At 58.9% G+C, this 23,067-nt stretch carries 24 protein-coding genes; 7 read left to right on the top strand and 17 right to left on the bottom strand.

What is annotated here, in order from left to right; genetic code table 11:
* Positions 1 to 3 precede the first annotated feature (3 nt).
* From cyoD to ACYG9Z_RS05475, 5 genes are all read right to left on the bottom strand, one after another.
* The gene (gene cyoD / locus ACYG9Z_RS05495; protein ID WP_023712206.1) at positions 4 to 414 is read right to left on the bottom strand and encodes a cytochrome o ubiquinol oxidase subunit IV; all 411 of its coding nucleotides are present in this window, start codon (positions 412 to 414) and stop codon (positions 4 to 6) included.
* A complete protein-coding gene (locus ACYG9Z_RS05490) occupies positions 411 to 1,088 on the bottom strand; it encodes a cytochrome (ubi)quinol oxidase subunit III (RefSeq protein WP_023752164.1) in 678 nt (225 codons plus the stop codon). Before ACYG9Z_RS05490 ends, cyoD begins: the two co-directional genes overlap by 4 nt.
* A complete protein-coding gene (cyoB, locus tag ACYG9Z_RS05485; RefSeq protein ID WP_032903785.1) occupies positions 1,085 to 3,085 on the bottom strand; it encodes a cytochrome o ubiquinol oxidase subunit I in 2,001 nt (666 codons plus the stop codon). The genes ACYG9Z_RS05490 and cyoB overlap by 4 nt, the downstream gene beginning before the upstream one ends.
* Before the next feature lie 2 nt (positions 3,086 to 3,087).
* On the bottom strand, positions 3,088 to 4,053 hold the full coding sequence (gene cyoA, locus ACYG9Z_RS05480; RefSeq protein WP_084627195.1) for a ubiquinol oxidase subunit II: 966 nt from the start codon (positions 4,051 to 4,053) through the stop codon (positions 3,088 to 3,090).
* Between the two features lie 197 nt (positions 4,054 to 4,250).
* Entirely contained in the window at positions 4,251 to 5,141 is an 891-nt protein-coding gene (locus ACYG9Z_RS05475) for an MBL fold metallo-hydrolase (RefSeq protein WP_023668030.1), read from the bottom strand.
* A 299-nt stretch (positions 5,142 to 5,440) separates the two neighbouring features.
* On the opposite strand from ACYG9Z_RS05475, the gene ACYG9Z_RS05470 reads away from it, so the two are divergent.
* A complete protein-coding gene (locus ACYG9Z_RS05470; RefSeq protein ID WP_023691420.1) occupies positions 5,441 to 6,598 on the top strand; it encodes a hypothetical protein in 1,158 nt (385 codons plus the stop codon).
* Positions 6,599 to 6,667: 69 nt separating this feature from the next.
* Here the strand turns inward: ACYG9Z_RS05470 and ACYG9Z_RS05465 are convergent, their stop codons facing one another.
* From ACYG9Z_RS05465 to ACYG9Z_RS05455, 3 genes are read right to left on the bottom strand one after another with little or no spacing between them, the layout of a single operon-like run.
* The gene (locus ACYG9Z_RS05465) at positions 6,668 to 7,189 is read right to left on the bottom strand and encodes a ferritin-like domain-containing protein (RefSeq protein WP_023687824.1); all 522 of its coding nucleotides are present in this window, start codon (positions 7,187 to 7,189) and stop codon (positions 6,668 to 6,670) included.
* 47 nt (positions 7,190 to 7,236) lie between these two features.
* Positions 7,237 to 8,379, bottom strand: coding sequence for a UDP-galactopyranose mutase (glf, locus tag ACYG9Z_RS05460; protein WP_023668033.1), 1,143 nt, complete (start codon positions 8,377 to 8,379; stop codon positions 7,237 to 7,239).
* 2 nt (positions 8,380 to 8,381) lie between these two features.
* The gene (locus ACYG9Z_RS05455; RefSeq protein ID WP_031244114.1) at positions 8,382 to 9,554 is read right to left on the bottom strand and encodes a glycosyltransferase family protein; all 1,173 of its coding nucleotides are present in this window, start codon (positions 9,552 to 9,554) and stop codon (positions 8,382 to 8,384) included.
* A gap of 353 nt (positions 9,555 to 9,907) precedes the next feature.
* Here ACYG9Z_RS05455 and ACYG9Z_RS05450 point away from each other — a divergent pair, with 353 nt between their 5' ends.
* The gene (locus tag ACYG9Z_RS05450) at positions 9,908 to 10,825 is read left to right on the top strand and encodes a glycoside hydrolase family protein (RefSeq protein WP_023752161.1); all 918 of its coding nucleotides are present in this window, start codon (positions 9,908 to 9,910) and stop codon (positions 10,823 to 10,825) included.
* A 183-nt stretch (positions 10,826 to 11,008) separates the two neighbouring features.
* Here the strand turns inward: ACYG9Z_RS05450 and ACYG9Z_RS05445 are convergent, their stop codons facing one another.
* Positions 11,009 to 11,185: a hypothetical protein gene (locus ACYG9Z_RS05445; RefSeq protein ID WP_155922451.1), complete on the bottom strand. Its 177-nt coding sequence runs from the start codon at positions 11,183 to 11,185 to the stop codon at positions 11,009 to 11,011.
* A gap of 140 nt (positions 11,186 to 11,325) precedes the next feature.
* On the opposite strand from ACYG9Z_RS05445, the gene ACYG9Z_RS05440 reads away from it, so the two are divergent.
* Positions 11,326 to 11,835: a pyridoxamine 5'-phosphate oxidase family protein gene (locus ACYG9Z_RS05440; RefSeq protein ID WP_023700023.1), complete on the top strand. Its 510-nt coding sequence runs from the start codon at positions 11,326 to 11,328 to the stop codon at positions 11,833 to 11,835.
* 40 nt (positions 11,836 to 11,875) lie between these two features.
* Entirely contained in the window at positions 11,876 to 12,475 is a 600-nt protein-coding gene (locus ACYG9Z_RS05435; protein WP_023687829.1) for a cupin, read from the top strand.
* Position 12,476: 1 nt separating this feature from the next.
* Here the strand turns inward: ACYG9Z_RS05435 and ACYG9Z_RS05430 are convergent, their stop codons facing one another.
* The 5 genes from ACYG9Z_RS05430 to ACYG9Z_RS05410 all read right to left on the bottom strand — a co-directional run bounded on the left by ACYG9Z_RS05430 (position 12,477) and on the right by ACYG9Z_RS05410 (position 15,270).
* Positions 12,477 to 12,773: a SemiSWEET family sugar transporter gene (locus ACYG9Z_RS05430; RefSeq protein WP_023687830.1), complete on the bottom strand. Its 297-nt coding sequence runs from the start codon at positions 12,771 to 12,773 to the stop codon at positions 12,477 to 12,479.
* 15 nt (positions 12,774 to 12,788) lie between these two features.
* The gene (locus tag ACYG9Z_RS05425; RefSeq protein ID WP_023714643.1) at positions 12,789 to 13,472 is read right to left on the bottom strand and encodes a hypothetical protein; all 684 of its coding nucleotides are present in this window, start codon (positions 13,470 to 13,472) and stop codon (positions 12,789 to 12,791) included.
* Positions 13,469 to 14,245 carry an exodeoxyribonuclease III gene (gene xth, locus ACYG9Z_RS05420; RefSeq protein ID WP_023752160.1) on the bottom strand — a complete coding sequence of 259 codons (777 nt, stop codon included), beginning with the start codon at positions 14,243 to 14,245 and terminating at the stop codon, positions 13,469 to 13,471. The genes ACYG9Z_RS05425 and xth overlap by 4 nt, the downstream gene beginning before the upstream one ends.
* A 68-nt stretch (positions 14,246 to 14,313) precedes the next feature.
* Complete coding sequence (locus ACYG9Z_RS05415) at positions 14,314 to 14,526, bottom strand: hypothetical protein (RefSeq protein ID WP_245259911.1); 213 nt, start codon at positions 14,524 to 14,526, stop codon at positions 14,314 to 14,316.
* A gap of 216 nt (positions 14,527 to 14,742) precedes the next feature.
* Positions 14,743 to 15,270, bottom strand: a complete 528-nt coding sequence (locus tag ACYG9Z_RS05410) for a YciE/YciF ferroxidase family protein (RefSeq protein WP_023668043.1) — start codon at positions 15,268 to 15,270, stop codon at positions 14,743 to 14,745.
* Between the two features lie 423 nt (positions 15,271 to 15,693).
* Here ACYG9Z_RS05410 and ACYG9Z_RS05405 point away from each other — a divergent pair, with 423 nt between their 5' ends.
* Positions 15,694 to 17,094, top strand: coding sequence for a phospholipase D family protein (locus ACYG9Z_RS05405; protein ID WP_023752159.1), 1,401 nt, complete (start codon positions 15,694 to 15,696; stop codon positions 17,092 to 17,094).
* A 91-nt stretch (positions 17,095 to 17,185) separates the two neighbouring features.
* Here ACYG9Z_RS05405 and ACYG9Z_RS05400 read toward each other — a convergent pair whose 3' ends face one another.
* Together ACYG9Z_RS05400 and ACYG9Z_RS05395 are read right to left on the bottom strand one after the other, a co-directional pair.
* Complete coding sequence (locus tag ACYG9Z_RS05400) at positions 17,186 to 17,482, bottom strand: hypothetical protein (protein ID WP_023752158.1); 297 nt, start codon at positions 17,480 to 17,482, stop codon at positions 17,186 to 17,188.
* Between the two features lie 73 nt (positions 17,483 to 17,555).
* Entirely contained in the window at positions 17,556 to 18,548 is a 993-nt protein-coding gene (locus tag ACYG9Z_RS05395) for a YihY/virulence factor BrkB family protein (RefSeq protein ID WP_023752157.1), read from the bottom strand.
* Between the two features lie 414 nt (positions 18,549 to 18,962).
* Here ACYG9Z_RS05395 and ACYG9Z_RS05390 point away from each other — a divergent pair, with 414 nt between their 5' ends.
* Both ACYG9Z_RS05390 and ligD read left to right on the top strand, forming a co-directional pair.
* A complete protein-coding gene (locus ACYG9Z_RS05390; RefSeq protein ID WP_023687836.1) occupies positions 18,963 to 19,256 on the top strand; it encodes a hypothetical protein in 294 nt (97 codons plus the stop codon).
* Between the two features lie 165 nt (positions 19,257 to 19,421).
* Positions 19,422 to 22,064, top strand: a complete 2,643-nt coding sequence (gene ligD / locus ACYG9Z_RS05385) for a DNA ligase D (protein ID WP_023752156.1) — start codon at positions 19,422 to 19,424, stop codon at positions 22,062 to 22,064.
* Here the strand turns inward: ligD and ACYG9Z_RS05380 are convergent.
* A complete protein-coding gene (locus tag ACYG9Z_RS05380) occupies positions 22,044 to 22,928 on the bottom strand; it encodes an alpha/beta fold hydrolase (protein WP_023687838.1) in 885 nt (294 codons plus the stop codon). The genes ligD and ACYG9Z_RS05380 overlap by 21 nt on opposite strands.
* Between the last annotated feature and the right edge of the window lie 139 nt (positions 22,929 to 23,067).

Genomic DNA, 23,067 nt, shown 5'->3' with positions numbered 1-23,067 from the left:
CGTTCAAGGCATCGTTCCGGCTTGATGGGGTGTCATGGCAGCCATGTTTTCATTCAGATGGGCCATGATCCAGATAGAGCCCAGAACCACCAGCGCGACAATCAGCACGCCGAAGGCCAGGGCCAGGATGTTGTTGGTGTTGTCCGGCCCGGTGGTCAGGTGCAGAAAGAAGACAAGATGCACGCCCATCTGCGCAACAGCGAGCACCACCAGGGCCGAGATGACCGCGGGCTGGTAAATCAGATCGGTTCGCGCCGCCAGGAATGACGCGATCGTGAGCAGAATGGCCAGGCCGAAGCCGAGCACATAGCCCGAGAGGCCCCCAGCGGTTTCGTGCTCGCTTATGTGTTCCTCGCCCGGCGCTGAATCGCGGCGGTCCTGCAACTCGCCGGTCTTGCTCTCGATCTCGGTCATGACGATGCTCCCAGCAGATAGACCAGGGTGAAGATGGCAACCCAGATGATGTCGAGGGTGTGCCAGAAGAGCCCGAAGCAGTGGAGCCGCCGCAAGATGTCGGGCCGAAAGCCCTTGACCCACAGCTGCGCCATCATCGTTCCCAGCCAAAGCAGGCCGAGACCGACGTGGGCACCGTGGCAGCCAACGAGCGCAAAGAAGGCAGAAAGAAATGCGCTGCGCGAGGGGCCTGCCTGCTCGCCGATCATTGCCGCGAACTCCTGCAGTTCCAGGAACAGGAACGCTGCCCCGAGCAACCCCGTGACGAGAAGCCAGAACTGCGTGGCAGCCATTGATCTGCGAAGGGTGGCGAGTGTTGCCACGCCGCCGGTGAAGCTCGAAGTGAGCAGAAGGCCCGTCTGGACCGCAACGCGTGTCGGTTCGAACAGATCCTTGCCTGTCGGTCCGCCGGCGGTTGCCTTGGCGAGCACGGCGTAGGCGGCGAAAAATGCCGAGAACATGATGATGTCGGACAGGAGAAAGTTCCAGAAGCCGTAAGTCACTGTGACGAACTTTGAGGCCGGGCCGCCTTCTCCGTGGCCGGTCGCAGAGCGCACCGCGTGCCGACCGGTGTGATTGAGCCGATACGGGTCCCGTGCCTGGGTGCCGACGCTGGAGAATGCATGATCGCTCATGCCGGGCGCTCCCACCCGCGCAGCCAGGCAAACTGGGCTGCCTTGTGGTCATGGTCGATGCGGGCGACCTCGTCGACAGGGATCTCGTAGTCTCCATGATCGCGCCAGGCGAATACGACGAAGGTTGCGTAGGCGCCGATGAAGCCGACGATCGCCAGCCACCATATATGCCAGATCAGCGCGAAGCCGATCAGTGTGCTGAAGAAGGCGGTGACGAAGCCAGTCGGGCTGTTGCGAGGCATCTCGATCGGCTCATATGCCTTTTCCTCGTCCGCGCTCTGTTCGATCCCTCGTTGCTTGATGCTCCAGTAGGGTTCTTCGTCTTCCACGTGAGGCAGCCGTGCATAATTGAAGACAGGAGGAGGGGAAGATGTCGACCACTCCAGCGAACGCCCGTCCCACGGGTCGCCGGTTTCGTCGCGAAACTTGTCGCGATGCCGGATCGAAACGAAAAGCTGTGTGATCTGCAGCGCCGCGCCGGCGATCATCACCACCACGCCGAAAGCGGCCACCACCAGCCACGGTGCCCAAAGGTCCATATCGATATGTTGCAGGCGCCGCGTCATGCCGAGCAGACCGACAATATAGAGCGGTACGAAGACCAGCATGTAGCCGGCCAAGGTGACCCAAAATGCCGCTTTTCCCCAGCCTTCGTGCAAACGGAAGCCGAACGCCTTGGGGAACCAGTAGGTGAAGCCGGCGAATGCTCCAAACAACACGCCCGAGATGATGACGTTATGGAAATGCGCGACGAGGAAAAGGGAATTGTGTAGCACGAAGTCGGCCGGCGGGACGGCAAGCAGCACACCAGTCATGCCGCCGACGGTGAAGGTGGTCACGAAAGCCAGTGCCCAAAGCATCGGCGTGTCGAAACGAACGCGCCCGCCATACATGGTGAAGAGCCAGTTGTAGATTTTCACACCGGTTCCCACGGCAATGACCGACGTGGCGATGCCGAAGGCGGCATTAACGTCCGCTCCGGCACCCATGGTGAAGAAGTGATGCAGCCAGACCATGAACGAGACGATGCAGATGAACATCGTGGCCGCGACCATCGAACGGTATCCGAACAGCGGCTTCGATGAAAAAGTCGAGAAAATCTCGGAAAAGATTCCGAAGGCGGGAAGCACCAGGATGTATACTTCGGGATGGCCCCACGCCCAGATCAGGTTGACGAACATCATCTGATTTCCACCGGCTTCGTTGGTGAAGAAGTGGAAGCCGAGGTACCGGTCCAGCGTCAGCATTGCGAGCGTGGCGGTAAGGATCGGGAAGGCTGCGACAATGAGCAGGTTGGACGCGAGCGAGGTCCAGCAGAACATCGGCATTCGCAGATAGCCCATTCCCGGCGCCCGCATCTTGAGGATAGTCGTCACCAGGTTGACACCGGTGAGCAGCGTGCCGACGCCGGAGATCTGGATCGCCCACAGATAATAATCGACACCGACGCCCGGCGAGTAGGTGGTTTCCGACAAAGGGGCATAGGGCAGCCAGCCGGTGCGCGCGAACTCGCCGATCACAAGCGAGATGTTGACCAGCAGGGCTCCGGAAGCCGTCAGCCAGAAGCTGACGGAATTGAGCGTCGGGAAAGCGACATCGCGTACGCCAAGCTGCAGCGGCACGACGAAATTCATCAGGCCAATCATGAACGGCATCGCGGCGAAGAAGATCATGATCGTGCCGTGCGCGGAAAAGATCTGGTCGTAATGCTCCGGCGGGAGGTAGCCCGGCCCGTGAATCGCCAGCACCTGTTGTGTGCGCATCATGATAGCATCGATAAAACCACGAAGAAGCATGAGCATCGCCAGCACAATGTACATCACGCCGATGCGCTTGTGGTCGACCGAGCTTATCCACTCGCTCCACAGATATGGCCAGTAGCCCTTCACCGTTATCCAGCCAAGCACGGCGGCTGCTGCCAGAAAGACGCCAAGGGCTGCGCCGAGGGGGATGGGTTGATCGAAAGGAACGGCCGACCAGTCGAGCTTGCCCAGCATCGTCATTCTGCGCCTTGTGGATGATGGGTCATCGTTGCCGCCGCCGCGGGTAATGCCCTTGGGCTCACCTGTGGCTCGCCGCTGGCTGCGCTCTCAGCAGGCCCCGGACCCGGTGGGAGCGTCTGCTGAACGACCGCTTCGAACAGCCCAGGCTGGACATGACCGAAGGAAGCCGGCGCCACATTTGTGCTTTGCCGGGCGAGTTCGCGATAGGCGTTGGCGTTGAGCACGCCGCCCCCGCCACGCAGCGATGACGCCCAGCGGGTGAAGGCATCGGCTGAAACCGCGCTCACACTGAAATTCATATCCGAGAAGCCGTCGCCGCTGAAGTGCGCCGACTGGCCGAAAAAGCTGCCCTCGCGGTCGGCCTGCAGATGCAATTCGGTCTGCATGCCGTTCATGACGTAGACCATGCTGCCAAGCTGGGGCACGAAGAACGTGTTCATCACGCTGGCCGAGGTCAACTTGAAACGCACTGGAACACCGGCGGGGATAACCAGTTGATTGACAGCGCCCACGCCCTGCTCCGGATAGAGGAACAGCCATTTCCAGTCGAGCGCCACCACCTGAATGTCGAGCGGCGGCTGGCTAGAAGGGATCGGTTTGCGCGGATCGAGCTGATACGATCCGTAGTAGATCAGACCGCCAATGAACAGGATGGTGAGCGTCGGGATCGACCAGACGATCAACTCCACGCGTCCCGAATAGGTGAACTCCGGGTTATAGCGGGCGTTGCTGTTCGAGGCGCGGAACTTCCAGGCGAATGCCAGAAGTGCAACAAGCGTGGGAACAACGATCACCAGCATCACCGCCAGCGAGTTCAAAAGGATCGTGCGATTGCCGACGCCAATTGGTCCTTGGGGATCGAGCACTCCCCCCGCGCAACCGGGCAAGAATGCGCCTCCGAGGATCCAGAGCAGTTGGCGTGTCAACTTAGGGCTGGATGGCAACAACACCGGTTCTGCAATCTCTCTTTGCGGGAACGCGTGCTAGGGGCATGCGTTCATCGGGTTTCCATCTGAGCCTCCCCATGGCGCGGAACCTCGCGGCACTTCGCAGGGTGTCGCCCCCTGAGCGAGTGCCCCAACTGTCGCCGGCCGGGTTTGTTCCGCTGGACCGAGTTACTCTGTCCGATGGTCCCGCGTTCGCCAATCCGACCATAATTTCAGAACGATGGAGGCTCGATTGGCCTAGCTATCGGCGACGCTGGCTCCCGCACGAATTTCAATTTCGGCGGGACGGCGAATACCCTGAATCGCTCAGCCAGATTATCGAGAGCCTGACGCATGCCCACTCCCGCAGCAGCCGCACCGTGTCCACTGATGACCATCTGGGGGCCCAAGGCAGCCAGATGCTTCACGGACCTTTCCGCTGCATCCCAGTCTGGCGTGAAATAGCGCGGCGGACCGTGCATCTCGAGATCCTGAATGGCGACTTCATAGACCGACTCCTGACCGGTGGTGATGAAAGCGTCTCCTACGATGAGCGAGCGGTCTTGCTCGCGCCAGAGCGAGATATGCCCAGGGGCATGTCCGGGTGTGTGCAGCCATTGCCATCCGGGCATTCCGGGGATCGATCCATCGGCGGGCAAGGGTTGCAAACGGCTGCCAAGATCGATTGGCCCGCGTGGAAAAAGCGGTGAAAGCAGCGCCATCAGTCCACCCCCAACCCAGGGATCCGGTGGCGGATAGGATGTGGTTCCGTCCAAATAGGGGTGCTCGAGTGGATGGGCGAAGACAGGCACGTCCCAGCCATTTGCGAGTTCTAGAACCGTTCCCACATGGTCGAAATGGCCATGGGTCAGGATGATTGCAGCCGGCCGTGCGTTGACGCCGAACCGCTTTTCCGCGACCGCTAGAATGCTGCTGCGAGACGTCGGCAACCCGGTATCGATCAGCACCCAGTTCCGATCTCCGCTGCCCGGTGCGCCGAAGAACACGACATTCACGATTGCTAGCCGCAAGTAACCCAGGTCCGGTGCGATGCTCCAAGCGCCGTCGCCACGATCCTCGCGCCTGGCGTGGTCGATCTCGGAAAGTCGAATCTGAACGGTCATGTGATCCCATGCCTCTGTTGTTGCCGAGCAGCCGCTCGAGTGGATGACGGCGGCTGTACATCGCCCCGAACTTGGGACGGGCCTCCTTGTTCCTCATTTGCACGCGGCGCCCGGACAGTTCACCACCGGAACAAAGGCTCTACCAATGGGTTCGGCACTACCCGGCCACGCAAGGACGAGCTGGACTGAGCAACGAACATGGGGCGCGCCCGACTGAATTCGGTATTTCGCCAACGCGGTTCCCGGTCCGGACAAGGCGGCCGAGTTCGAAGCCGATTGCCCAAAGGAGACTTCGAAAAATGAGCGAAGTGGGACGCCAGACGGAGGCCTCGGTTCCGGAAGCTTCGCGCTTCGCCAGTTTTTTCATGGCAGGCTTTGAATGCTCCTCGCACCGGCGCAAGGACGGCGTTCGCCTCGATCTTATTCGTGCGACCTCGCATAATTTGCATGCCCTGGGCGACTACCGCGGCTGCGCCGAACTCGGCCTTCGCACCATCCGCGACGGCCTGCGTTGGCATTTGATCGAAACCGCTCCCGGAACCTATGACTGGTCAAGTTGGGCGCCAATGGTCGAGGCAGCCCGATCGGCAGGTGTTCAGGTAATCTGGGACATCTTTCACTACGGATCTCCGGACCATGTCGATCAGGGCTCGCTGCATTTCATCGACGCCTATGCCTCGTTCGCGGCAGAAGCCGTCAAGGTACACCGTTCGATCACCGGAACATCGCCTCTGTTGTGCCCCATCAACGAAATCTCGTTTTTCGCATGGGCTGTCGAGGTCGGCTATTTCCCGCGCGTGGGGCCGAACAAACGTGGATGGTTCAAGCGGCACCTCGTCAAGGCCGCCATCGCGGGTGTTCGTGCAATGCGGGAGATCGATCCCGCCTGCAGATTTGTCTGGGCCGAGCCGCTTATCCATATCGCCCCTCGTGACCGGACCCGCAGCGAACGGCGCCGGGCCGAAAACGCCCGACAGGGACAGTTCGAAGCTTACGACATGTTGCTGGGCCGCGTCGAACCTGAGTTGGGCGGGAGCGAAGATGTTGTCGATGTCGTGGGCTTGAATTTTTACCCGCACAATCAATGGTACGTAAACGGGCCGACGATTCCGATGGGACACCACGAGTACCGCGCCCTGTCGGAAATGTTGCTAGAAGTTGCTCATCGATACGGCAAGCCGATGTTCATTGCGGAGACCGGCTCCGAGGGATCCGGCGGGCCGGCTTGGCTCCATTATGTCTGCGACGAGGTGCGTTCCGCAATCAGTCTCGGAGCGCCGATCGAGGGTATTTGCCTGTACCCGATAACGGCCTACCCGGGCTGGGACAATTCGCGACATGCCGAGGTCGGTTTGTTTTCCGTCATCCAGGCTGACGGCAGGCGACACCTGCGCAAACCCACAGCAGATGAACTGGCCCGTCAGCAAGCTCTTCTCGTGGCGGACACGACGCCTTGAAGAGGCCTCAAACGAGGGAGGGGCGGGCGAGCGTCTGTTTCGAAACGCCGCCCGCGCCGGTGCGGTGCATCAGCTTTTTGCAGTCGCCCCGGCCTCGCGCAGCCTGGCATACCGCATGGTAACGTCGCTCAGATTTTCCTTGAGCCAGTTGGCCATGGCTTCCTCTTCGTTCAGGTTCTGCTTGAGGGCCCTTTCAGCATCCTGGAAGCCCCCAGCGTCGGCCAGTACCAGCAGCGAATTGTAGGCAGCAATCTCGTAGTTCTCGAATGCGAAATTCGCCAGGCTGTTCTTGATGATCTCGTCGCCGGCCATCGAATGTCCAATGGCGGCCACGCTGCCAACCATCGACAAGGCGGTGTCCTTGAGGGTGGAGTGCTCCTCGCCAAGGCCCTCCAGGACGGACTCGAGTCTCGTGATCTGGCCTTCGGTTTCCTGAATGTGCCGGCGCAAGCGATCGGCCACCTCCGGATAGTTCTCTATACGCTCGACCTGAGGCTTCATGATCGACAGCGCTTGATTTTCCATGGCGTGCGCGTTGCGCAAGCCGACGATAAATATCTCACGGCTTTCCGAGTTGAAGTTTGTATCCATCGAGTTTCTCCTTCTGATACCCGCCCGATCTTCCGTCTTGAAAGAAACTATCTTCTCGGCTCGGCCAACAACGGCTCGTCCGTGCGCGCCCAGGCCGGGAGGCTTTTTTGGATGCGCGAGAAGGTGGCCAGAGCCTGTCCGACTACCTGGTCCATGTTGTAATAGCGGTAAGTTGCAAGCCGACCGACAAACCAGACGTCTGGGCAGCTTGCCGCGAGCGCTTCATAGCGCTTGTAGAGCACTTCGTTTTCGGGCCGGGGCACGGGATAGTACGGGTCCCCGATGTCCGTGGGGTATTCGTAGGTCAGGCTGGTCCGCGAACTCTGCTGGCCGGTCAGATGTTTGTACTCGGTAATGCGCGTGTAATCTTCCGTCTGGGGATAATTGACCACGGCAACCGGCTGAAATTGCTCGCAATCCAGTGTAACGTGCTCGAAACGAAGCGAACGATACGGAAGGTGCCCGAGCTGCCAGCCGAAATATTCATCGATCGGGCCGGTATAAACCATGCGCCTGAACGGTATCTTCTCACGAATTTCACGGAAGTCGGTCTGCAGCATGATCTTGATGTTCGGATGATCGAGCATGCGTTCGAACATCCGCGTGTACCCGCCGGCCGGCATTTTCTGGAAGCTGTCGCTGAAATAGCGGTCGTCACGGTTGGTCCTGGTCGGCACTCGTGCCGTCACGGATTTGCTCAGCTGACTGGGATCGACGCCCCATTGCTTTCTTGTGTAGCCGCGGAAGAATTTTTCATAGAGCTCGCGCCCCACGGTGCTGACGACGACGTCCTCAGCCGTTCGGACATCCTCCACCGTTTCGCGTCGCGACGCGAAGAAATCCTCCAGCTGTGCCGAGGTCAGGTCTAGCCCGTAAAGCCGGTTGATGGTGTCGAGATTGATCGGGATGGGAACCAGTTGCCCGTCCACGGCCGCCAACACCCTGTGCTCGTACGGCCGCCATTGCGTGAACTGCGAAAGGTGGTCCACGATCGTTTGGCTGTTGGTGTGGAAGATGTGCGGGCCGTAGCGATGGATGAGGATGCCGGCTTCATTGTAGCAGTCATAGGCGTTGCCTCCCACATGGCTGCGGCGATCGATCAGCAAAACGCTTTCCTGACGCTGCGACGCTATCCGTTCGGCAAGCACACTGCCGGCGAAACCCGCGCCGACGATCAGCCAATCGAACATGGCTATGCACTCCTGCGAAGGGGCACGACCTTCTTGCGTTGGTAGGCGCGCTCAATGTGAGCTGCCATGGCATTCCATGTCCGTTCCCAGGACATGTCCGCAAGATAGGCATCGACTTGCTGCAGGAGCATCTGACGCGGTCGCGAAAGGACGGAGCGCAGCTTGATTTCCAGATCGTCACAGTCGGCGATTTCCACCAGCCCGGCAGCACCGTAACTGCGCACCACGTCGACGATTGCCGTCGAGATCACCGGCAGACCCGCGGCGAGGAATTCCGGCGTCTTGGTCGGGCTGATGAAACGCGTCGCCTCGTTGAGGGCAAACGGCATCCATCCGGCGTCCCAATGGCGCAGATAGTCGGGCAGATCGCAGTAGGCTTTCGGGCCAAGCCAATGAAGGTTTTCGGCTTGCGGCAGGCTTGCAGGGTCGATCTTGACAACCGGACCGAGCATGACGAAATGCACGTCCGGCATTGTCTTTGCCGCTAGCGCCACGAGATCGACGTCCAGCCGCTCGTCGATGACGCCGAAATATCCAACCCTCGGGGAAGGAATGCCCGCCTGGTCGGCTGGGTCCCTTCCTGGCCGTCTTGCGGTGTGAAAGTGCCTCACATCGATGCTGCTCGGAAATGGAAAGATGGCGGGATGGAGGTGACGCTTGGTCTCGAACAAGCTTAGACCACCGGTGAAAACCAGATCCGCGCGACGCAGAAGCTCCTTTTCCATCTGGCCCAGCTCGGGGGGCGCATTCCTGAACGCAGAGAGTTCGTCCATGCAGTCATAGACGCATATGTCTGGGTCGAGGAATTCCGTAAAGCGAAGAGCCATTGGGGTGTAGTACCAGGCGATCAGCCGGCTATGCGGCATAGAAGCGATGGTCTGCTGCACAAATCTCCGCTGGACGGCATCTGCTTTCGCGGCCGACGTGCCAAGCGGCAGCACTGGTGTGACAATCAGAATGTTTTCCGATCCCACGCTCGTCCGCATCAGCGGCTGCGGCAATTCTTCGAAAACGGGTTCTTCAAAGTAGACCACTCTCTGCTGAGCGGATGCGAGAGTGAGGAGATGCTGCGGACGCTGGTGAACAAAATTCCATCGTAAGTGGGAGAAGCAAACCAGTATATTTTCGCGACGAACATATTGACTGCCGGTTACCCCGCCAAAGGCCGCTTCCATTGACATACTCCCTCTGTGACACTATTTATGTTACGATTAACATTTGTTAATCGCGAATGGAGAGAACTACTTAGTTCCAGCTCCTAACTTTCGATCAGGTGAGTTGTTCCAACTGAAATGAAGAAGGCCCGGTCGCCCGCTTGGTCCACGCACGAAGCGGGATCTGGGTGCGGAGGCGAGGGCGGCTGTCGGAACCCGGCCGCCACTGAAAGCGTGGTTCAGCGAGGAATGCTGGTGGACAGCGGCATTGCCGTATTTGCGTTGAACTCGTTGGCTATAGAATGTGCCTAACATCAATGATTCGCCTGTATCTCTGCGCGTCTCCGACTGCCGAGGCGAATTCCGGGGCTGACATGAACATCAACTTTGAAACCAACGTTTTTCCACTGTTTCATCCGCAAAGCGTGGATGATCTCAAGGACCCGTGTCCTGTCTTCGATGGCTGTGTCTGGCACGTCTTCGGGTCAAGCGGCACGGTCACCACCGAGACGTGGAGAATCTTGCATGCCACGGCGCCCGATCTTTATGGGCCGTGGGCCGAGCATGAGCCGATCGAACTTCCAATCAACGGCACTGGTGTTGCGGCTCCCGGTGTGACCCACGAGTGCGGCGTCTTCCACATGTTCATCCAGACAGAATTCATGAAGTCGGGTGGCCGTTGCGAGCATGCGGTTTCCAACGACGGGTTCCATTGGGTAGTCCTCAGTCCGGCCATTCTGGCCATCCCGGACACGGAAGAGGACGGCATTTACGATCCGCATCCAGCAGTCATTGGCGGTGGGCGCTACCTGGTTTATTCGGCTATGCCAAAATTCACCAGGGTGCCTCAGCCCGACATCTATCTGGCACGTAGCCAGTCCGACTCGTGGTTCGGTCCGTGGAAGCGGATCGGCAAAATCCTCGACCACAACGATGTTCCCCACCATAACACCAGAGATGATCCCGACTACGAATGGGGCATTGAGGGCGCGCAACTGATCGAGCTGCCGGACGGCCGGGTGCTTCTCAACGCCACTTGCTTTCTTCCGAATGGCCTTCGGGGAAACCGGCAACGGGTGTTTTTTGCCATCGCCGACGAGGTCAGCGGCCCTTACGTTTCGATCGGCCCGGTGTTGGAGCCAGGTCAACCGGGCGAGAACGGCCACTCGACAGTGATGATCGATGGCAGTCAGCTTTCACTGTTCTACCAGAGCCGGGTTGCCACAACCGATCACCGATGGCGCTATGGTTTGGCCAGATGCGACGTCGCTCTCTTTTCAAAGGTCGCGTGATTCCAGGCTGCCATTAGCGCCTTGAGGCGGATGCGCGTCATGCGGCCATGGAACTCCGGAGGGTTGAAGGTGATCCGCGTCGGTGACGGTAGCAAAGTGTCATCGCGAAATGATGTCAGCCCGTTCGTCAATTGTCTCCGCGCATCGATGACACCGCCAGATGCCCGACTAATGGGCTCATAGCTATTTCTTCGGTCCCTTGACAGGGAATGTCGCGTCGCCGTCTTTTTTGCCGGAGATCACCCGCGGATCGGCGCTGGCGACGCCATCGTTTCCGCCGCCCTTGTGGTCCTTTTCCGACTGACCCTTAGCGTCCTGCTCGGGTGTCCGTCTTGATGTTCGAAGCGTCTTGTCCGCCATCATGGCCTCGCGTTTGCCATCCAAACTTCCGGCAATTTCGAAAGTTCCACCGCTTTAGCAAGCCGAAGGACCCAGTGAGTTGGAACGTCGTGGCGGGACGTGAGTTGTAAGCGAGGATATTCACCCGCAGGAGGACGCTTATGGCTAACCGCCGAGAGCAGCAGACGGACCTCACGCCCGCCGAGGCAACAGACCGCATCTGGGAACTCGCCGAGGACATCGACGTCTGCATGTTTGTGACCTGGGACGGCGAGTACAATCGAGCCCGTCCGCTATCTGCGCGTGTGGTCCGTGAAGAAAACGCCATATACTTCCTCGTCAATGACGACAGCGCCAAGAGCGAGCAACTGTCGACCTATCCAAAGGTCACATTGGCCTGGAGTGACAACAGCCACTACAAATACGTCACGATGTCAGGCCCGGCCACAGTGACAAATGATAGGGAAAAGATCACCGAACTCTGGGAGAAAACTGACGCAGCCTGGTGGGATAATGCCGATGATCCCGAGATTCGTCTGATAACGGTCAAACCCGACGAAGGCGAATTGTGGGACAGCCCGGGGCTAATCATGGCTACCGCAACGATGGTGTTTGCGGCCGTTACCGGCGCCAAGCCGAATGTGGGCGACAACGCAAAGGTCGAGCTCTGAGCGAGCGGCTAAACTAACCTCTGCTTTAGAGGCAGCGTCGATGAGCATTTTGGAAACCAGCAAGAAAGTGATCGAGAACGTCACCGGTTTCGCAAGACCGCGCAAGCAAGCTGTCGCCGGATTTGTGAGGCAGCGAAAGTCGAATGAGTTCTGGTTCAAGGATGATGGACTTGTACCCAATCATCCAGCATGGCCGCTCGTCGTTTATCGAGGCGCCGTCGAATTGCCCGAAGGACTTGATCCAGCAGCCGTCATGGAGGTGCTTTTCGAGGCAAACGGATGGGGCGATAGCTGGCGAAACGGCATCTATGATTATGTTCACTATCATTCGCAAATACACGAGGTTCTGGGCATTGCGCGCGGAAACGCTGAAGTCCGGTTTGGCGGCAAGAAAGGACGAACGCTGTCGCTGAAGGCCGGTGACGTCGCGGTCCTCCCGGCAGGCACCGGGCACCAATGCCTCTTGGCATCCGATGATTTTTTGGTTGTCGGCGCGTATCCTCCGTTTGGGACTTATGACGAATGTAGGAGCAAGGATCAGCATAGCGGTGCGCTCGCAACGATCCCCAGGGTGGGGCGTCCGCGCAAGGATCCTGCATATGGGAGCCAAGGTCCGCTGCTGAAAAGTTGGAAGCGCTAATCTAGTCGTCGGGGTCGAAAGCCTTGGCAACCGCATCTTTCTCAGCCTGCGGCAGGACTGTCATTGTGAGAATGAACGCTGACAGCAGGAGACAGACGCCATTCGTGATTATGATCGGCCACTCTGCCTTCATGATGCCGAAGGCCAGCCACAAGGCGAAGCCCAACACAGTGATGGCATACATCGGTGCGGAGATGCCGCTTGTCTCTCGTGTCCTGATGATTTTCCAGGCTTGCGGGGTGAAACTGCTCATCGAGCAGACGGTCGCGAGATAGCCGATGAGCGTGACTGTCTGCATGGAAGCGGCCCTGACCTACGTCGCAGATACGCGCTTGAGATCAGATACGCGGACCACGCCGTGCTGGCTGACAAAGGTCAGGGTGGAGTCCGTGCTCTGGCTCTGCGAAACACCGGATATGCGATGGTCGCCTGTGTCATAAATCTCCATCTTTCCATGATCGTCCATGACCAGGCGGCTTTGCTCAGGAAACGCTGCGTAGCGCATATTGTTTTGAGAACCAGCGGCAGACGGGCTCCCAAACTCCTCAGGCCACCATGAGCCGGCGTGGGCCATAGCTGCAGAACGATAGCTCGTGTCGTCGCGTTGTGGCTTGGCGGGATGATCGCGCAGGTAGGCCGAGAGCTCCGCCGCGATAGTGTTGAGCTTCGCCTTGAGGCTGTCATCGAACATGTCGCCGACCATCGTCATGCCGGAGGACCATTGTGACATTCCTCCGAAGTCGACGTGGCTGAACTGGGCCATGGTTCCACCACCACGCCGCAACGCCTCAAGGACAGCCATGACAGCGCCATCAGTGACGCCATGCTGGCGTGCAAGGCGCGCAATCAGTTCAGCTTCCTTTTGAGTGGTTGTCATCATTGCGTCCTTGATCGCTTGGCGCCGGCAGTCCTCATTGTTGACGATAGACATGCGCGGCCAAATGTAATCACGAAGGAGCGCCACCAGGTCTTCAGGCTCCTTGCCGAGGAAGCTCAATCAAGTTCTATCCAGGCTGGCGCATGATCGCTCGGCTTGTCCCATGCACGCGTTTCGGCATCTACTCCGGCATTCTTCAGGCGATCCAATAGGGATGAACTCAGCAAGAGATGGTCCATCCGGAGCCCGGAACTCCGATCGTACCCGCCGCGGTAGGAGAAGTTCCAATAGGTGTAAATTCCTTTTTCTGGATGAATGCGACGAACCGCATCGAACCAGCCCTGAGCAAGCATTTCGGCGTACGCGCTCCGGCTCTCGGGGAAGTAAACGGCATCGCCAACCCAGCGCCCCGGCACCGCCGCGTCGATCGGGCCTGGAACGACGTTATAGTCGCCGCACAGGATGGTCGGTGAGCTATCGCCGAGCAGCACCTGGCCATAGGTGATCAAACGTCGGAACCAGCGAAGTTTGTAGTCGAACTTCGGCCCCGGCGCTGGATTGCCATTGGGCAAATACAGGCAGCCGACAACAAGCCCATTCACATCTGCCTCGATGTAGCGGCTGTGCGAATCGTCGGGATCGCCCGGCAGACCTCGACGACGTTCCAGCGGCTCAATCCCGCGAGCGAGGATTGCCACGCCATTGTAGGACTTCTGTCCGTGCCAGATTGCGCCATAGCCGGCGTTTCTAATCGCATCGACGGGAAATTTTTCGTCAGAGGTCTTCAGTTCTTGAAGGCAGACGATGTCATAGCCGGTTTCGCCAAGCCACTTGAGAAGCACTGGCAGTCGGCCGTTGACGCCATTGACGTTGAAGGTTGCGATGCGGCTCATCTCGACGATTTAACGTCTTTGCGCCGCTTCGATGCGACCTAGAGTCGGTAGCCAAATCTTGCCTTTTGTCATCGTCCATCTGCATTTTTGCTCGAAGCATTGGTGCTTTGACCGGAAGCAGCGGATGTCTTTGCATCTTTGGAATGCGCGGCAATTGCCGGACCCGCGCCGGTAGCTTTCCGCATATCGCCGCTCCCCTTGCCGTCAGTCGATTTCTTGCTCAACAGTCCTGAGAAATATTTTCCAAAGAAGCCCATCCGACTCTCCATCTTGGCGCTCATTCGGCGGCTTTGCGGGCCCTGAACTCATCTCTGCGCTCTTCTCGCAGCTGCCGAGGATCGCTGCGCGAACCGCCAAGCGCGCGGCGCCTGACCAGCGCGGCCGAACACTCAAGCAGGAAACATTCCAGTCCTTTGTAGATATGCGTGATCATGTCCTTCATCTCCCGGGACCGCCTCGGCACATGGGTCGCCGAGGCGGTTGGGTAGGCGATCAAATCAAGCCGCTCTCCGTTCTGCCGCTCGTTCGTTGACGCCGGCTTCACCGAGGGCAGTCAACGCCTCGTCGGTGGCCTTCTCCTCTTCAAGTGTCGCATTGAGGAGCGCAACCACGTCGTCCTTGCCGAGCGTCGTAGCCCAGGCGATCAGGGTTCCATACCTGGCGATCTCGTAGTGCTCCACGGCTTGCGCGGCACCGACGAGCCCTGCATCGAGCGAAGTCGAACCCTTGTACTCCTGAAGGATTTCAGATCCTTCCTCCAGGATGCCGTCGATCGCCGGGCAGGTTTTGCCGCGCGCGGCAGCGCCGAGAATCTCGAAGACCTCCTCCAGACGTTCGACCTGCCCCTCGGTTTCAGCGAGGTGCTTCTCGAATGCTGCCGAAACTTGCTCTTCGGATGCGCCTTTGGCCATCTTCGGCAAGGCTTTCAGAATTTTCTTCTCGGCATAGTAGATGTCTTTGAGGCCATCGAGGAAAAGGTCCTCCAGGTCCTTGTTGTTGCCATTGGCTTTCTTGGCAGTGGGCATTGTGCCGTCTCCTCTGTTGAAAATTGCCCGTCGCGAGCATTTTCTTAACTCGGAAACCCGAACCCGGTTCCGGGATAATGGAGATATCTAAATTTAAAGGGTCCTGCGCTTCACTGAGAACAACGACCACGTCATTCTCGTCGAAGAGCCGCGGCGGGGCGCACGCCATCGGGCTCCCGCCAACGGTCGTGCGGTCTGAGGGCCTGGGACTGCAGGAGACGCAAGTACCGCAGCGGCAGCAGAGCAGTCGGGGCAACGCCTCTCAAGCCTCCTGACCGCTCTGCAGCCGCTTGATTGCTGGGCCCCGCTTGCATCCAGGAATTGGGTGATTGGACGCTGCGTATGCAACCAGAATACCTCAGAATGGTTCTAGCTATGATTTGAGCGGGATGGCGCGAGCGCCGTCCAAAGGTGGCAATTTTCATGGACGTATCGGTTTCGCGAACCGCAGACCACAACATCAAGGCCGGCAAGAGCGGCTTGCTGCTTGTCTCGGACAATTATGACGCTTTCGCCGTGCGCGTGCTGGCGGCAAGGAGCGCTGAGCGCAGCCTCGACCTGATGTATTACCTTTGGCATGATGACCACACCGGCCGCTTGCTGCTTCGCGAGGTTTTTCGAGCTGCTGAGCGCGGTGTTCGGGTGCGCATGCTCCTTGACGACGTCAATCCGCGTAAAAATGATGCGGCATATCTGGCGCTGAACAACCATCCAAACATCGAATTGAAGTTGTTCAATCCGAGCGGTATCAGGCGCGGCCGGATCATGCGTGGTGTGGAAGTGCTGTTGCGGCTCTTTGCATTGACACGACGGATGCACAACAAGGCTTGGATCGTTGACGACAAATTTGCCATTGTCGGCGGTCGGAATGTTGGCGATGCCTATTTCGATGCGGCAGAAACCAATTTCCGGGACCTCGATCTGCTGCTCCTGGGGCCTGCGGTACGGCAAACCGCGGCGATATTCGATGCCTTCTGGGCTTGCAATGAAGCCAAGCCAATCAAAACCTTGGGATCAGTGGCTGAGCATGAGCATGCCAAATGGCTTGAAGGAAGCGATACCGGCCCCGATCCCAAATTCTTGAACGGCATCGGCAACCGGGGCTCGATCACGGAGTTTATTGCGGCCAGCAACGACGTTCATTGGGTGGATGGCGTGCGGGTCATTTCCGATCCGCCGGAGAAGGTTCGTGGTTGGAGACGTCGCAGCTGGCTTATGAAAGAGCTGCGTCCGATCATCCAATCCACGCGCGGGTGTCTGGAAATTGTGTCGCCCTATTTCATCCCCGGCAAAAGGGGCACAGCGATCTTGCTGGACCTTGTCGGCGCCGGTGTTGACGTTTCGGTTCTGACCAATTCCCTGGCCGCCACGGACGTCGCCGCAGTCCATGGCGCTTACGCAAATTATCGCAAGCGGCTGCTGAGGAATGGCGTCAATATTTTCGAGCTTCAGCCGTTCAACCGGCGCTCGGCAATCTCGGTGTTTGGCTCGAAGGGCGCCAGTCTGCATACGAAAGCTTTCACCGTCGACGACAATATCGGCTTCGTCGGTTCCTTCAATTTCGATCCACGGTCAGTGTCCTTGAACTCGGAAATGGGCGTGCTGTTTGAGGATCCGAAATTGGTCGCCGAGTTGCGGCATCGATTCCAATCGGAAATATCTCCGGAAACAAGCTATCGGCTCGAACTGAAACACAATGTCCTGCATTGGCATGGATGCGGCGAAGGCAAGATTCAGGACTATACGCATGAACCAGAAGCCGGATTTTTTCGCCGTATCCTGGCGGTCTTCGTCCGTCACCTCCCGATCGAATCTCAGCTCTAGCATCCGACGATGGCCGAGGACCTCGCGATCTCAGCAAATTGCCCTGCCGGGGATCGCGTGAGCGAAACGTGAAACCCTGATCTACCACGGGTCAGCCAGACCGCATCACACCCGGTTCTTCGACAACCGCGTCGCCAGTCCCATGCTGTCCGGCGTCCGGATCACTCGGCAACACGTCGGAAAAATTGACTGTGGCGACCAGATATCCGGCTTCATCGTAGACCTTGATAGTCGATCCCGATTGCTTGGTTCCTGACCCAGGTTCCGCCGCCACCGCTACGCGCGCCATCTCTATTGCTCTTGGACTGGCCATCTCCGCACTCGCTAGCTCTTCCTGGAAAGCAGTAGTCTGGCCGGATACTGTCGTCTCAAAGCGAAATTTTGGCATGGGCAACCTCCTGTTCCTATGCAATTCCGGTGTCCGGGTTGCGTTCCAAAGAAACAGAATTGGTGGGAAGCAGCTAAGATCGCCGCGATGGCCAGACCCGTGTCGCCACGAAGGTCAGCAAACCCGTGATCACAATCCAGGCTTGCACCTCGCGTTGGATAGTTGGCCCAGGGTTCGATGTCTGTCGCGACGGGCTCTCTGCCTCCACTATCGGTTGAAGGTCGGACCGACTGCCAAGACGGACGGAATAGGCCCGCGTGAACTCGGCGCCGAGCAGGAAGATCTCAGACGAATAGTAAACCCAAAGCAGCACGACCAGCAGTGCACCCGCCGCGCCATAGGAAGATGCGATCGCGCTGGTTCCGATATACCAGCCAATCAGCGACTTGCCGATGGTGAAGAGCAAAGCGGTCACTGCCGCGCCAATTGCGACATCGCGCCAAGCGAGCGACCGGTCCGGCAGGATCTTGAAGATCGCGGCAAACAGAGCGGAAATCAGCACGAAGGATACAACGCCGTTTATCGACGCGAGAATGATCGTGCCGAACGGCAGATGGGCGTTGATGACAGCGCCAAGCGCGGAAATGGCGGCGCTTGCCGCCAACGACACAAGCAGTAGAAATCCCAACGCCGCAACCAGGCCCAGGCTGGCCGCCCGCGCCCGCACCAATCGCGACACAGACATGGGTGGTGGGTCAATCTTCCAGATTGTGTTGAGCGAAAGCTGCATTTCGCCAAACACCCCGGAGGCTGTCACGAAGAGGGTGACGATGCCCACCAAGGTGGCAAGAGTGCCGGCGGTTCTGTGAGAAGCGCTTTCGATGGTGCTGCGCAGAAGGTCGCCGGTTTGCGATCCCATCACGCCTGCGATTTCGGCCGACAGAGCGAGTTGAGCTGCTTCATGCCCAAAGACAAGTCCAGCAATCGCAACAACGATCAACAAGATCGGGGCCAGGGACGTAACGGCATAGAACGCCATCGCCGCACCGTGGCTGAGGGCATTGTCGTTGATGAATCCGAGGATGCTCTCCTTGCCAAGAACCCAGGCTTCGCGTGCCACCCGCATGGGGAATTCCTTTTACCTCAACGAGCAACCTAGTGCTGTCGGCAACGAAAGCGAGACCTGCCGCCAGTGCGCGAGGCGCGATTGCAGAGACACGCCCGCTTGTCTCTGCACGAACGGCCAGAAATGTTCCATGCGGCGCCGGAACTCGCCGGGCTCGTAATGGTTATCGGTCATCCGATTGGAGTGATCAAAAATGCCTGATAATGAAAACCGTCGCGAGACCGGCGCAACGAAGTACCCGGCTAGAACAGGTCCTGATCCTTCGGATGCGTTCTCTCAGGATGCGGCCGGCAACAAGAAACCCAAGAGTGGGGTCGGTCTGACGCGGCCAGTCAATGAGGTGGATGACAAGACGCACCAATCCGATGGCCAGAACGCCCCGGCGAGGCCGGGCAGCGGAAACACGGTTAAGCCATGAACGTTGCCAATCTTCAGCTTGAAGGGTTGATGATGGCGGTCGCGTCAATCAACAACCTGCTCGTTCACAAAGGTCTGCTGTCAATTGACGAGATCGATACCGCCCTGCGAAAGGCAGAGGCGTCCATGACAGGTGACGAGCGGACCTACGAAGACATGTCACCGGCCAACCGTGACGCGATCTGCTTCCCGATCAGGCTTCTGCAGATCGCAAACAACGCGCAAGGCGAACTGGACATCCCACCATTTTCAGAGCTTGCAAAAATGGTTGGGCAAACCAAGGAACCTTAACGTCAGCGGTGACGACATGACGTGTAATCTCCGTGAAGGCCTACATTTGACGGCGATGCCACTCTGAAGCGGAAAAGCAGCATCGGCGCCGTCTCGGCCATGAACCGAACCAAATCTCACCCACTGCGTTGAGTCCGGCGTTGCGTCATTAGTCGGGGCACTTCCATGAAAACGGGCGAGCTTTCAACCTACCGGGCCAAAAGGGACTTCGCGAAGACGAAAGAGCCCAGCGGCGAAAGCTCGATTGCGGGTTCGAATCGACTTCGGTTTGTCATCCAAAAACACGCGGCCACGCGGCTGCACTATGATCTTCGCCTCGAGCTTGGCGGGGTCTTCAAATCATGGGCTGTGACCAAAGGTCCATCACTGGATCCTCACGACAAACGACTTGCCGTGGAGGTTGAGGACCACCCGCTGGAGTACGGCGACTTCGAAGGCACAATTCCCAAAGGACAATATGGTGGCGGCACGGTGCAGTTGTGGGATCGCGGATATTGGGAACCGGAAGGCGCCATGTCTCCCGAAAAGGCGTTGGAAAAAGGCGACCTGAAATTCACGCTGCAGGGCAAGCGCCTGCATGGAAGCTTCGTCCTCGTGCGCATGAAGCATGACCGCAATGGCGGGAAGCGGACCAACTGGCTGCTGATCAAACACCGCGACAAATACGCGACAGAGGGCAATGGCGATGCGGTGCTGGCTCAGGATCGATCCGTCGCCTCGGGTCGGAGCATGGAGAGGATTGCAGCGGGGAAGAGGGCAGGTCCGAAGCCGTTCATGATGAAAGGTTCATCGTTGGCCGATGCGGATGCCGTTTGGGACAGCAAGCGCGGCCATGCCGACAAGCGCGCCGCCAGGTCGGCAAAGCCTGCTCCGCGGCCGAAGCGAGCCGCTGGTGCCTCAGCGGCGAAGATGCCCGACTTCATCCCACCACAGCTTTGCGCGACGCTCTCCCGGCCGCCGGCCGGGACGAACTGGGTTCACGAAATCAAGTTTGACGGTTATCGCGTCCAGTTGCGCGTGGAAGACAAGGACATCGCGCTTAGGACCCGCAAGGGTCTTGACTGGACGGAGAAATTTGGCGCCATCGCAAAGGAGGCCGCCAGTCTTCCCAACGTCATCATCGACGGCGAGATCGTAGCGCTTGGCGAGAACGGCGCGCCCGATTTTGCCGCACTGCAGGCGGCGCTGTCGGAGCGCCGGACGAAAGACCTGATCTACTTTGCTTTTGACCTGCTCTTCGCAAATGGCGTCGATCTGCGAAAGATGCCTCTCTCACAACGGAAGGAACGTCTGAGCGAGATGCTCGGCGAAGTCGATCGCGGCGCGCAAAATCTCATCCGCTATGTCGAGCACTTCAGCAATGGCGGCGACGCGGTGCTGCGTTCTGCCTGTCGCCTTTCGCTTGAGGGGATTGTCTCCAAGAGGGCCGATGCAACCTATGTTTCGGGGAGGACCGACACCTGGGCCAAATCGAAATGCCGCGCCGGGCATGAGGTGGTCATCGGCGGCTGGTCGACGACCAACGGCAAATTCCGGTCATTGCTCGTCGGCGTCAATCGCGGTGAACATTTCGCCTATATCGGCCGTGTGGGGACCGGATTCAGCGAGGCAAAGGTCAAGCAGCTGATGCCCAGGCTGCAGGAGATGAAAGCCGCGACGTCGCCGTTTACCGGCGATGGCGCACCGAAAAGGAATTCAACCGTCTTCTGGACGAAGCCGGAATTGGTCGCGGAAATCGAGTTCGCCGGCTGGACCGGGGGTGGCAATATCCGGCAGGCCGCCTTCAAAGGCCTGCGTGAAGACAAGCCCGCAAAAGACGTCGAGGCCGAGCGTCCAGCTGATCCTCAAGAGACGCCGATTGCCGACCCTGCCAAGGTGACTGGCAAGACAGGAAAAAGCCCGGTTGTCATGGGCGTCATCATTTCCAAGCCGGACAAGCCGCTTTGGCCGAATGCCGGCGACGGTCAGCCCGTCGACAAGCTCGATCTTGCAGAATATTTCGAGACCGTTGGCCCCTGGATGATCAGACATATCAAAGGTCGTCCCTGTTCACTCGTGCGCGCGCCGGATGGCTACGCTGGCGAGCAGTTTTTCCAGCGCCACGCAATGCCAGGCACATCCAATCTGCTGGAACTGGTGAAAGTCTTCGGCGATCACAAACCGTATCTGCAAATCGACCGCGTCGAGGGTCTGGCCGCGATCGCCCAGATAGGCGGCCTTGAGCTTCACCCCTGGAATTGCCAGCCGGGTCATCCCGAAATGCCTGGCCGACTTGTCTTCGACCTTGACCCTGGTCCGGAAGTCCCTTTTGCGAAGGTGGTCGCGGCTGCCAAGGAAATGCGCGATCGTCTCGAAGATCTGGGCTTGGTGAGCTTCTGCAAAACCACGGGCGGCAAAGGCTTGCATGTCGTGACGCCATTGGCGGCCCAACGCAGCAAGACGACATGGGCCGAGGCCAAGGCCTTCGCAAAGGCCGTCTGCATCCAGATGGCGGCAGACAGCCCGGATCTCTACCTCGTCAACATGGCCAAGAAGCTGCGGACATCCCGGATTTTTCTCGACTATCTCAGGAATGATCGCATGGCGACAGCCGTCGCCCCTCTCTCCCCTCGCGCCAGGGAAGGCGCGACTGTATCCATGCCGCTGACCTGGAGTCAGGTGAAGGCGGATCTCGATCCGAAAAAATACACCGTTCGCACGGTCCCGGGCCACCTGAAAAAGACCGTCGCCTGGGCTGACTACGACGATGGCGAACGGTCGATCAGCAGTGCCATCAAACGGATCGGTTCAGCCAAGCTCGCCGCATGACGACGTCGGTTCGCGCAAGAACGCCATGACGGCTGCGGCTACCGCCTCGGCTGCTTCTTCGGCCATATGATGTCCGCTTTCGATCGGTTGGCCCTTCAGTTCGGTGGTCCAGGGTCGCCAAACATCGAGCACGTTGCCGTAGAGTGCCTCAAGGTCATCGCGGGCGGACCAGAGCGCCAAGGTCGGGCACGCGACCCGGCGACCAGCTTTCCTGTCGTCGGTATCGTGCAATTGATCGATGGCCAGACCTGCCCGATAGTCTTCAAGCATGCCGTGAACAACATTCGGATCGTGGATTGCGTCCTTGTAGTCGACATAGGCCTCAGCCCCCATGGACTCGGCTGAGCCGCCATACCACGCGTCAGGATCGGCCATGATTGCGCGTTCGGGCTTGTCCGGCTGTGCAAAAAAGAACCAGTGCCACCAGAGCTTCGCAAAGCGGGCGTCGCAGCGTTCGAGGGCTTCCAGGATAGGGACGCTGTCCATGACGATCAGATGGCTGATCGCCGACGGGTGATCCATGGCTGTTCGGAACGCTGTGTAGCTGCCGCGGTCATGGCCTGCGATCGCAAACCGGCGAAAGCCGAGATGTCCCATGAGAGCAATGCAGTCCCTGGCCTTGGCACGCTTGGAGGATCCAGCATGGTCCACGGCGTCCGCCGGTACCGAGGACTGGCCAAAGCCCCTCAGATCGGGGCAGACAACTGTGTGGTCGGCGGCGAGAAGTGGGGCTACCCGGTGCCAGGTAACGTGCGTCCGAGGATGGCCATGCAGCAAAAGAAGCGGCGGGCCTGAACCTCCATACCTGACTCGCAGTGAGGACTCGGGCAGATCCACGGTCTCTAGCTTGAATCCTTCAAACATCCGCTTCTTTGTCGTCAGACTGTGAAAACAAGTCCCGCATGTCCATCTTCAACCCACGCCGGTGAAATTGGTTTCGGGCATTTGTCCGTTTGGAGATCTCTCTCATTCCAATGGTTCGGCCGCCGTTCCGCCAGCCCTG

Source organism: Mesorhizobium sp. RSR380A (genome assembly GCF_054719385.1).
Note: the sequence above shows the minus strand (reverse complement) of the source record. Positions and strands in the feature narration are given on the sequence as shown.

Bases quoted from the DNA above. Each gene is read 5' to 3' on its own strand.
- cyoD (WP_023712206.1), bottom strand. From the start codon at position 414: ATGACCGAGATCGAGAGCAAGACCGGCGAGTTGCAGGACCGCCGCGAT.
- ACYG9Z_RS05490 (WP_023752164.1), bottom strand. From the start codon at position 1,088: ATGAGCGATCATGCATTCTCCAGCGTCGGCACCCAGGCACGGGACCCG.
- cyoB (WP_032903785.1), bottom strand. From the start codon at position 3,085: ATGCTGGGCAAGCTCGACTGGTCGGCCGTTCCTTTCGATCAACCCATC.
- ACYG9Z_RS05475 (WP_023668030.1), bottom strand. From the start codon at position 5,141: ATGACCGTTCAGATTCGACTTTCCGAGATCGACCACGCCAGGCGCGAG.
- ACYG9Z_RS05470 (WP_023691420.1), top strand. From the start codon at position 5,441: ATGAGCGAAGTGGGACGCCAGACGGAGGCCTCGGTTCCGGAAGCTTCG.
- ACYG9Z_RS05465 (WP_023687824.1), bottom strand. From the start codon at position 7,189: ATGGATACAAACTTCAACTCGGAAAGCCGTGAGATATTTATCGTCGGC.
- glf (WP_023668033.1), bottom strand. From the start codon at position 8,379: ATGTTCGATTGGCTGATCGTCGGCGCGGGTTTCGCCGGCAGTGTGCTT.
- ACYG9Z_RS05455 (WP_031244114.1), bottom strand. From the start codon at position 9,554: ATGGAAGCGGCCTTTGGCGGGGTAACCGGCAGTCAATATGTTCGTCGC.
- ACYG9Z_RS05450 (WP_023752161.1), top strand. From the start codon at position 9,908: ATGAACATCAACTTTGAAACCAACGTTTTTCCACTGTTTCATCCGCAA.
- ACYG9Z_RS05445 (WP_155922451.1), bottom strand. From the start codon at position 11,185: ATGGCGGACAAGACGCTTCGAACATCAAGACGGACACCCGAGCAGGAC.
- ACYG9Z_RS05440 (WP_023700023.1), top strand. From the start codon at position 11,326: ATGGCTAACCGCCGAGAGCAGCAGACGGACCTCACGCCCGCCGAGGCA.
- ACYG9Z_RS05435 (WP_023687829.1), top strand. From the start codon at position 11,876: ATGAGCATTTTGGAAACCAGCAAGAAAGTGATCGAGAACGTCACCGGT.
- ACYG9Z_RS05430 (WP_023687830.1), bottom strand. From the start codon at position 12,773: ATGCAGACAGTCACGCTCATCGGCTATCTCGCGACCGTCTGCTCGATG.
- xth (WP_023752160.1), bottom strand. From the start codon at position 14,245: ATGAGCCGCATCGCAACCTTCAACGTCAATGGCGTCAACGGCCGACTG.
- ACYG9Z_RS05415 (WP_245259911.1), bottom strand. From the start codon at position 14,526: ATGAGCGCCAAGATGGAGAGTCGGATGGGCTTCTTTGGAAAATATTTC.
- ACYG9Z_RS05410 (WP_023668043.1), bottom strand. From the start codon at position 15,270: ATGCCCACTGCCAAGAAAGCCAATGGCAACAACAAGGACCTGGAGGAC.
- ACYG9Z_RS05405 (WP_023752159.1), top strand. From the start codon at position 15,694: ATGGACGTATCGGTTTCGCGAACCGCAGACCACAACATCAAGGCCGGC.
- ACYG9Z_RS05400 (WP_023752158.1), bottom strand. From the start codon at position 17,482: ATGCCAAAATTTCGCTTTGAGACGACAGTATCCGGCCAGACTACTGCT.
- ACYG9Z_RS05395 (WP_023752157.1), bottom strand. From the start codon at position 18,548: ATGCGGGTGGCACGCGAAGCCTGGGTTCTTGGCAAGGAGAGCATCCTC.
- ACYG9Z_RS05390 (WP_023687836.1), top strand. From the start codon at position 18,963: ATGAACGTTGCCAATCTTCAGCTTGAAGGGTTGATGATGGCGGTCGCG.
- ligD (WP_023752156.1), top strand. From the start codon at position 19,422: ATGAAAACGGGCGAGCTTTCAACCTACCGGGCCAAAAGGGACTTCGCG.
- ACYG9Z_RS05380 (WP_023687838.1), bottom strand. From the start codon at position 22,928: ATGTTTGAAGGATTCAAGCTAGAGACCGTGGATCTGCCCGAGTCCTCA.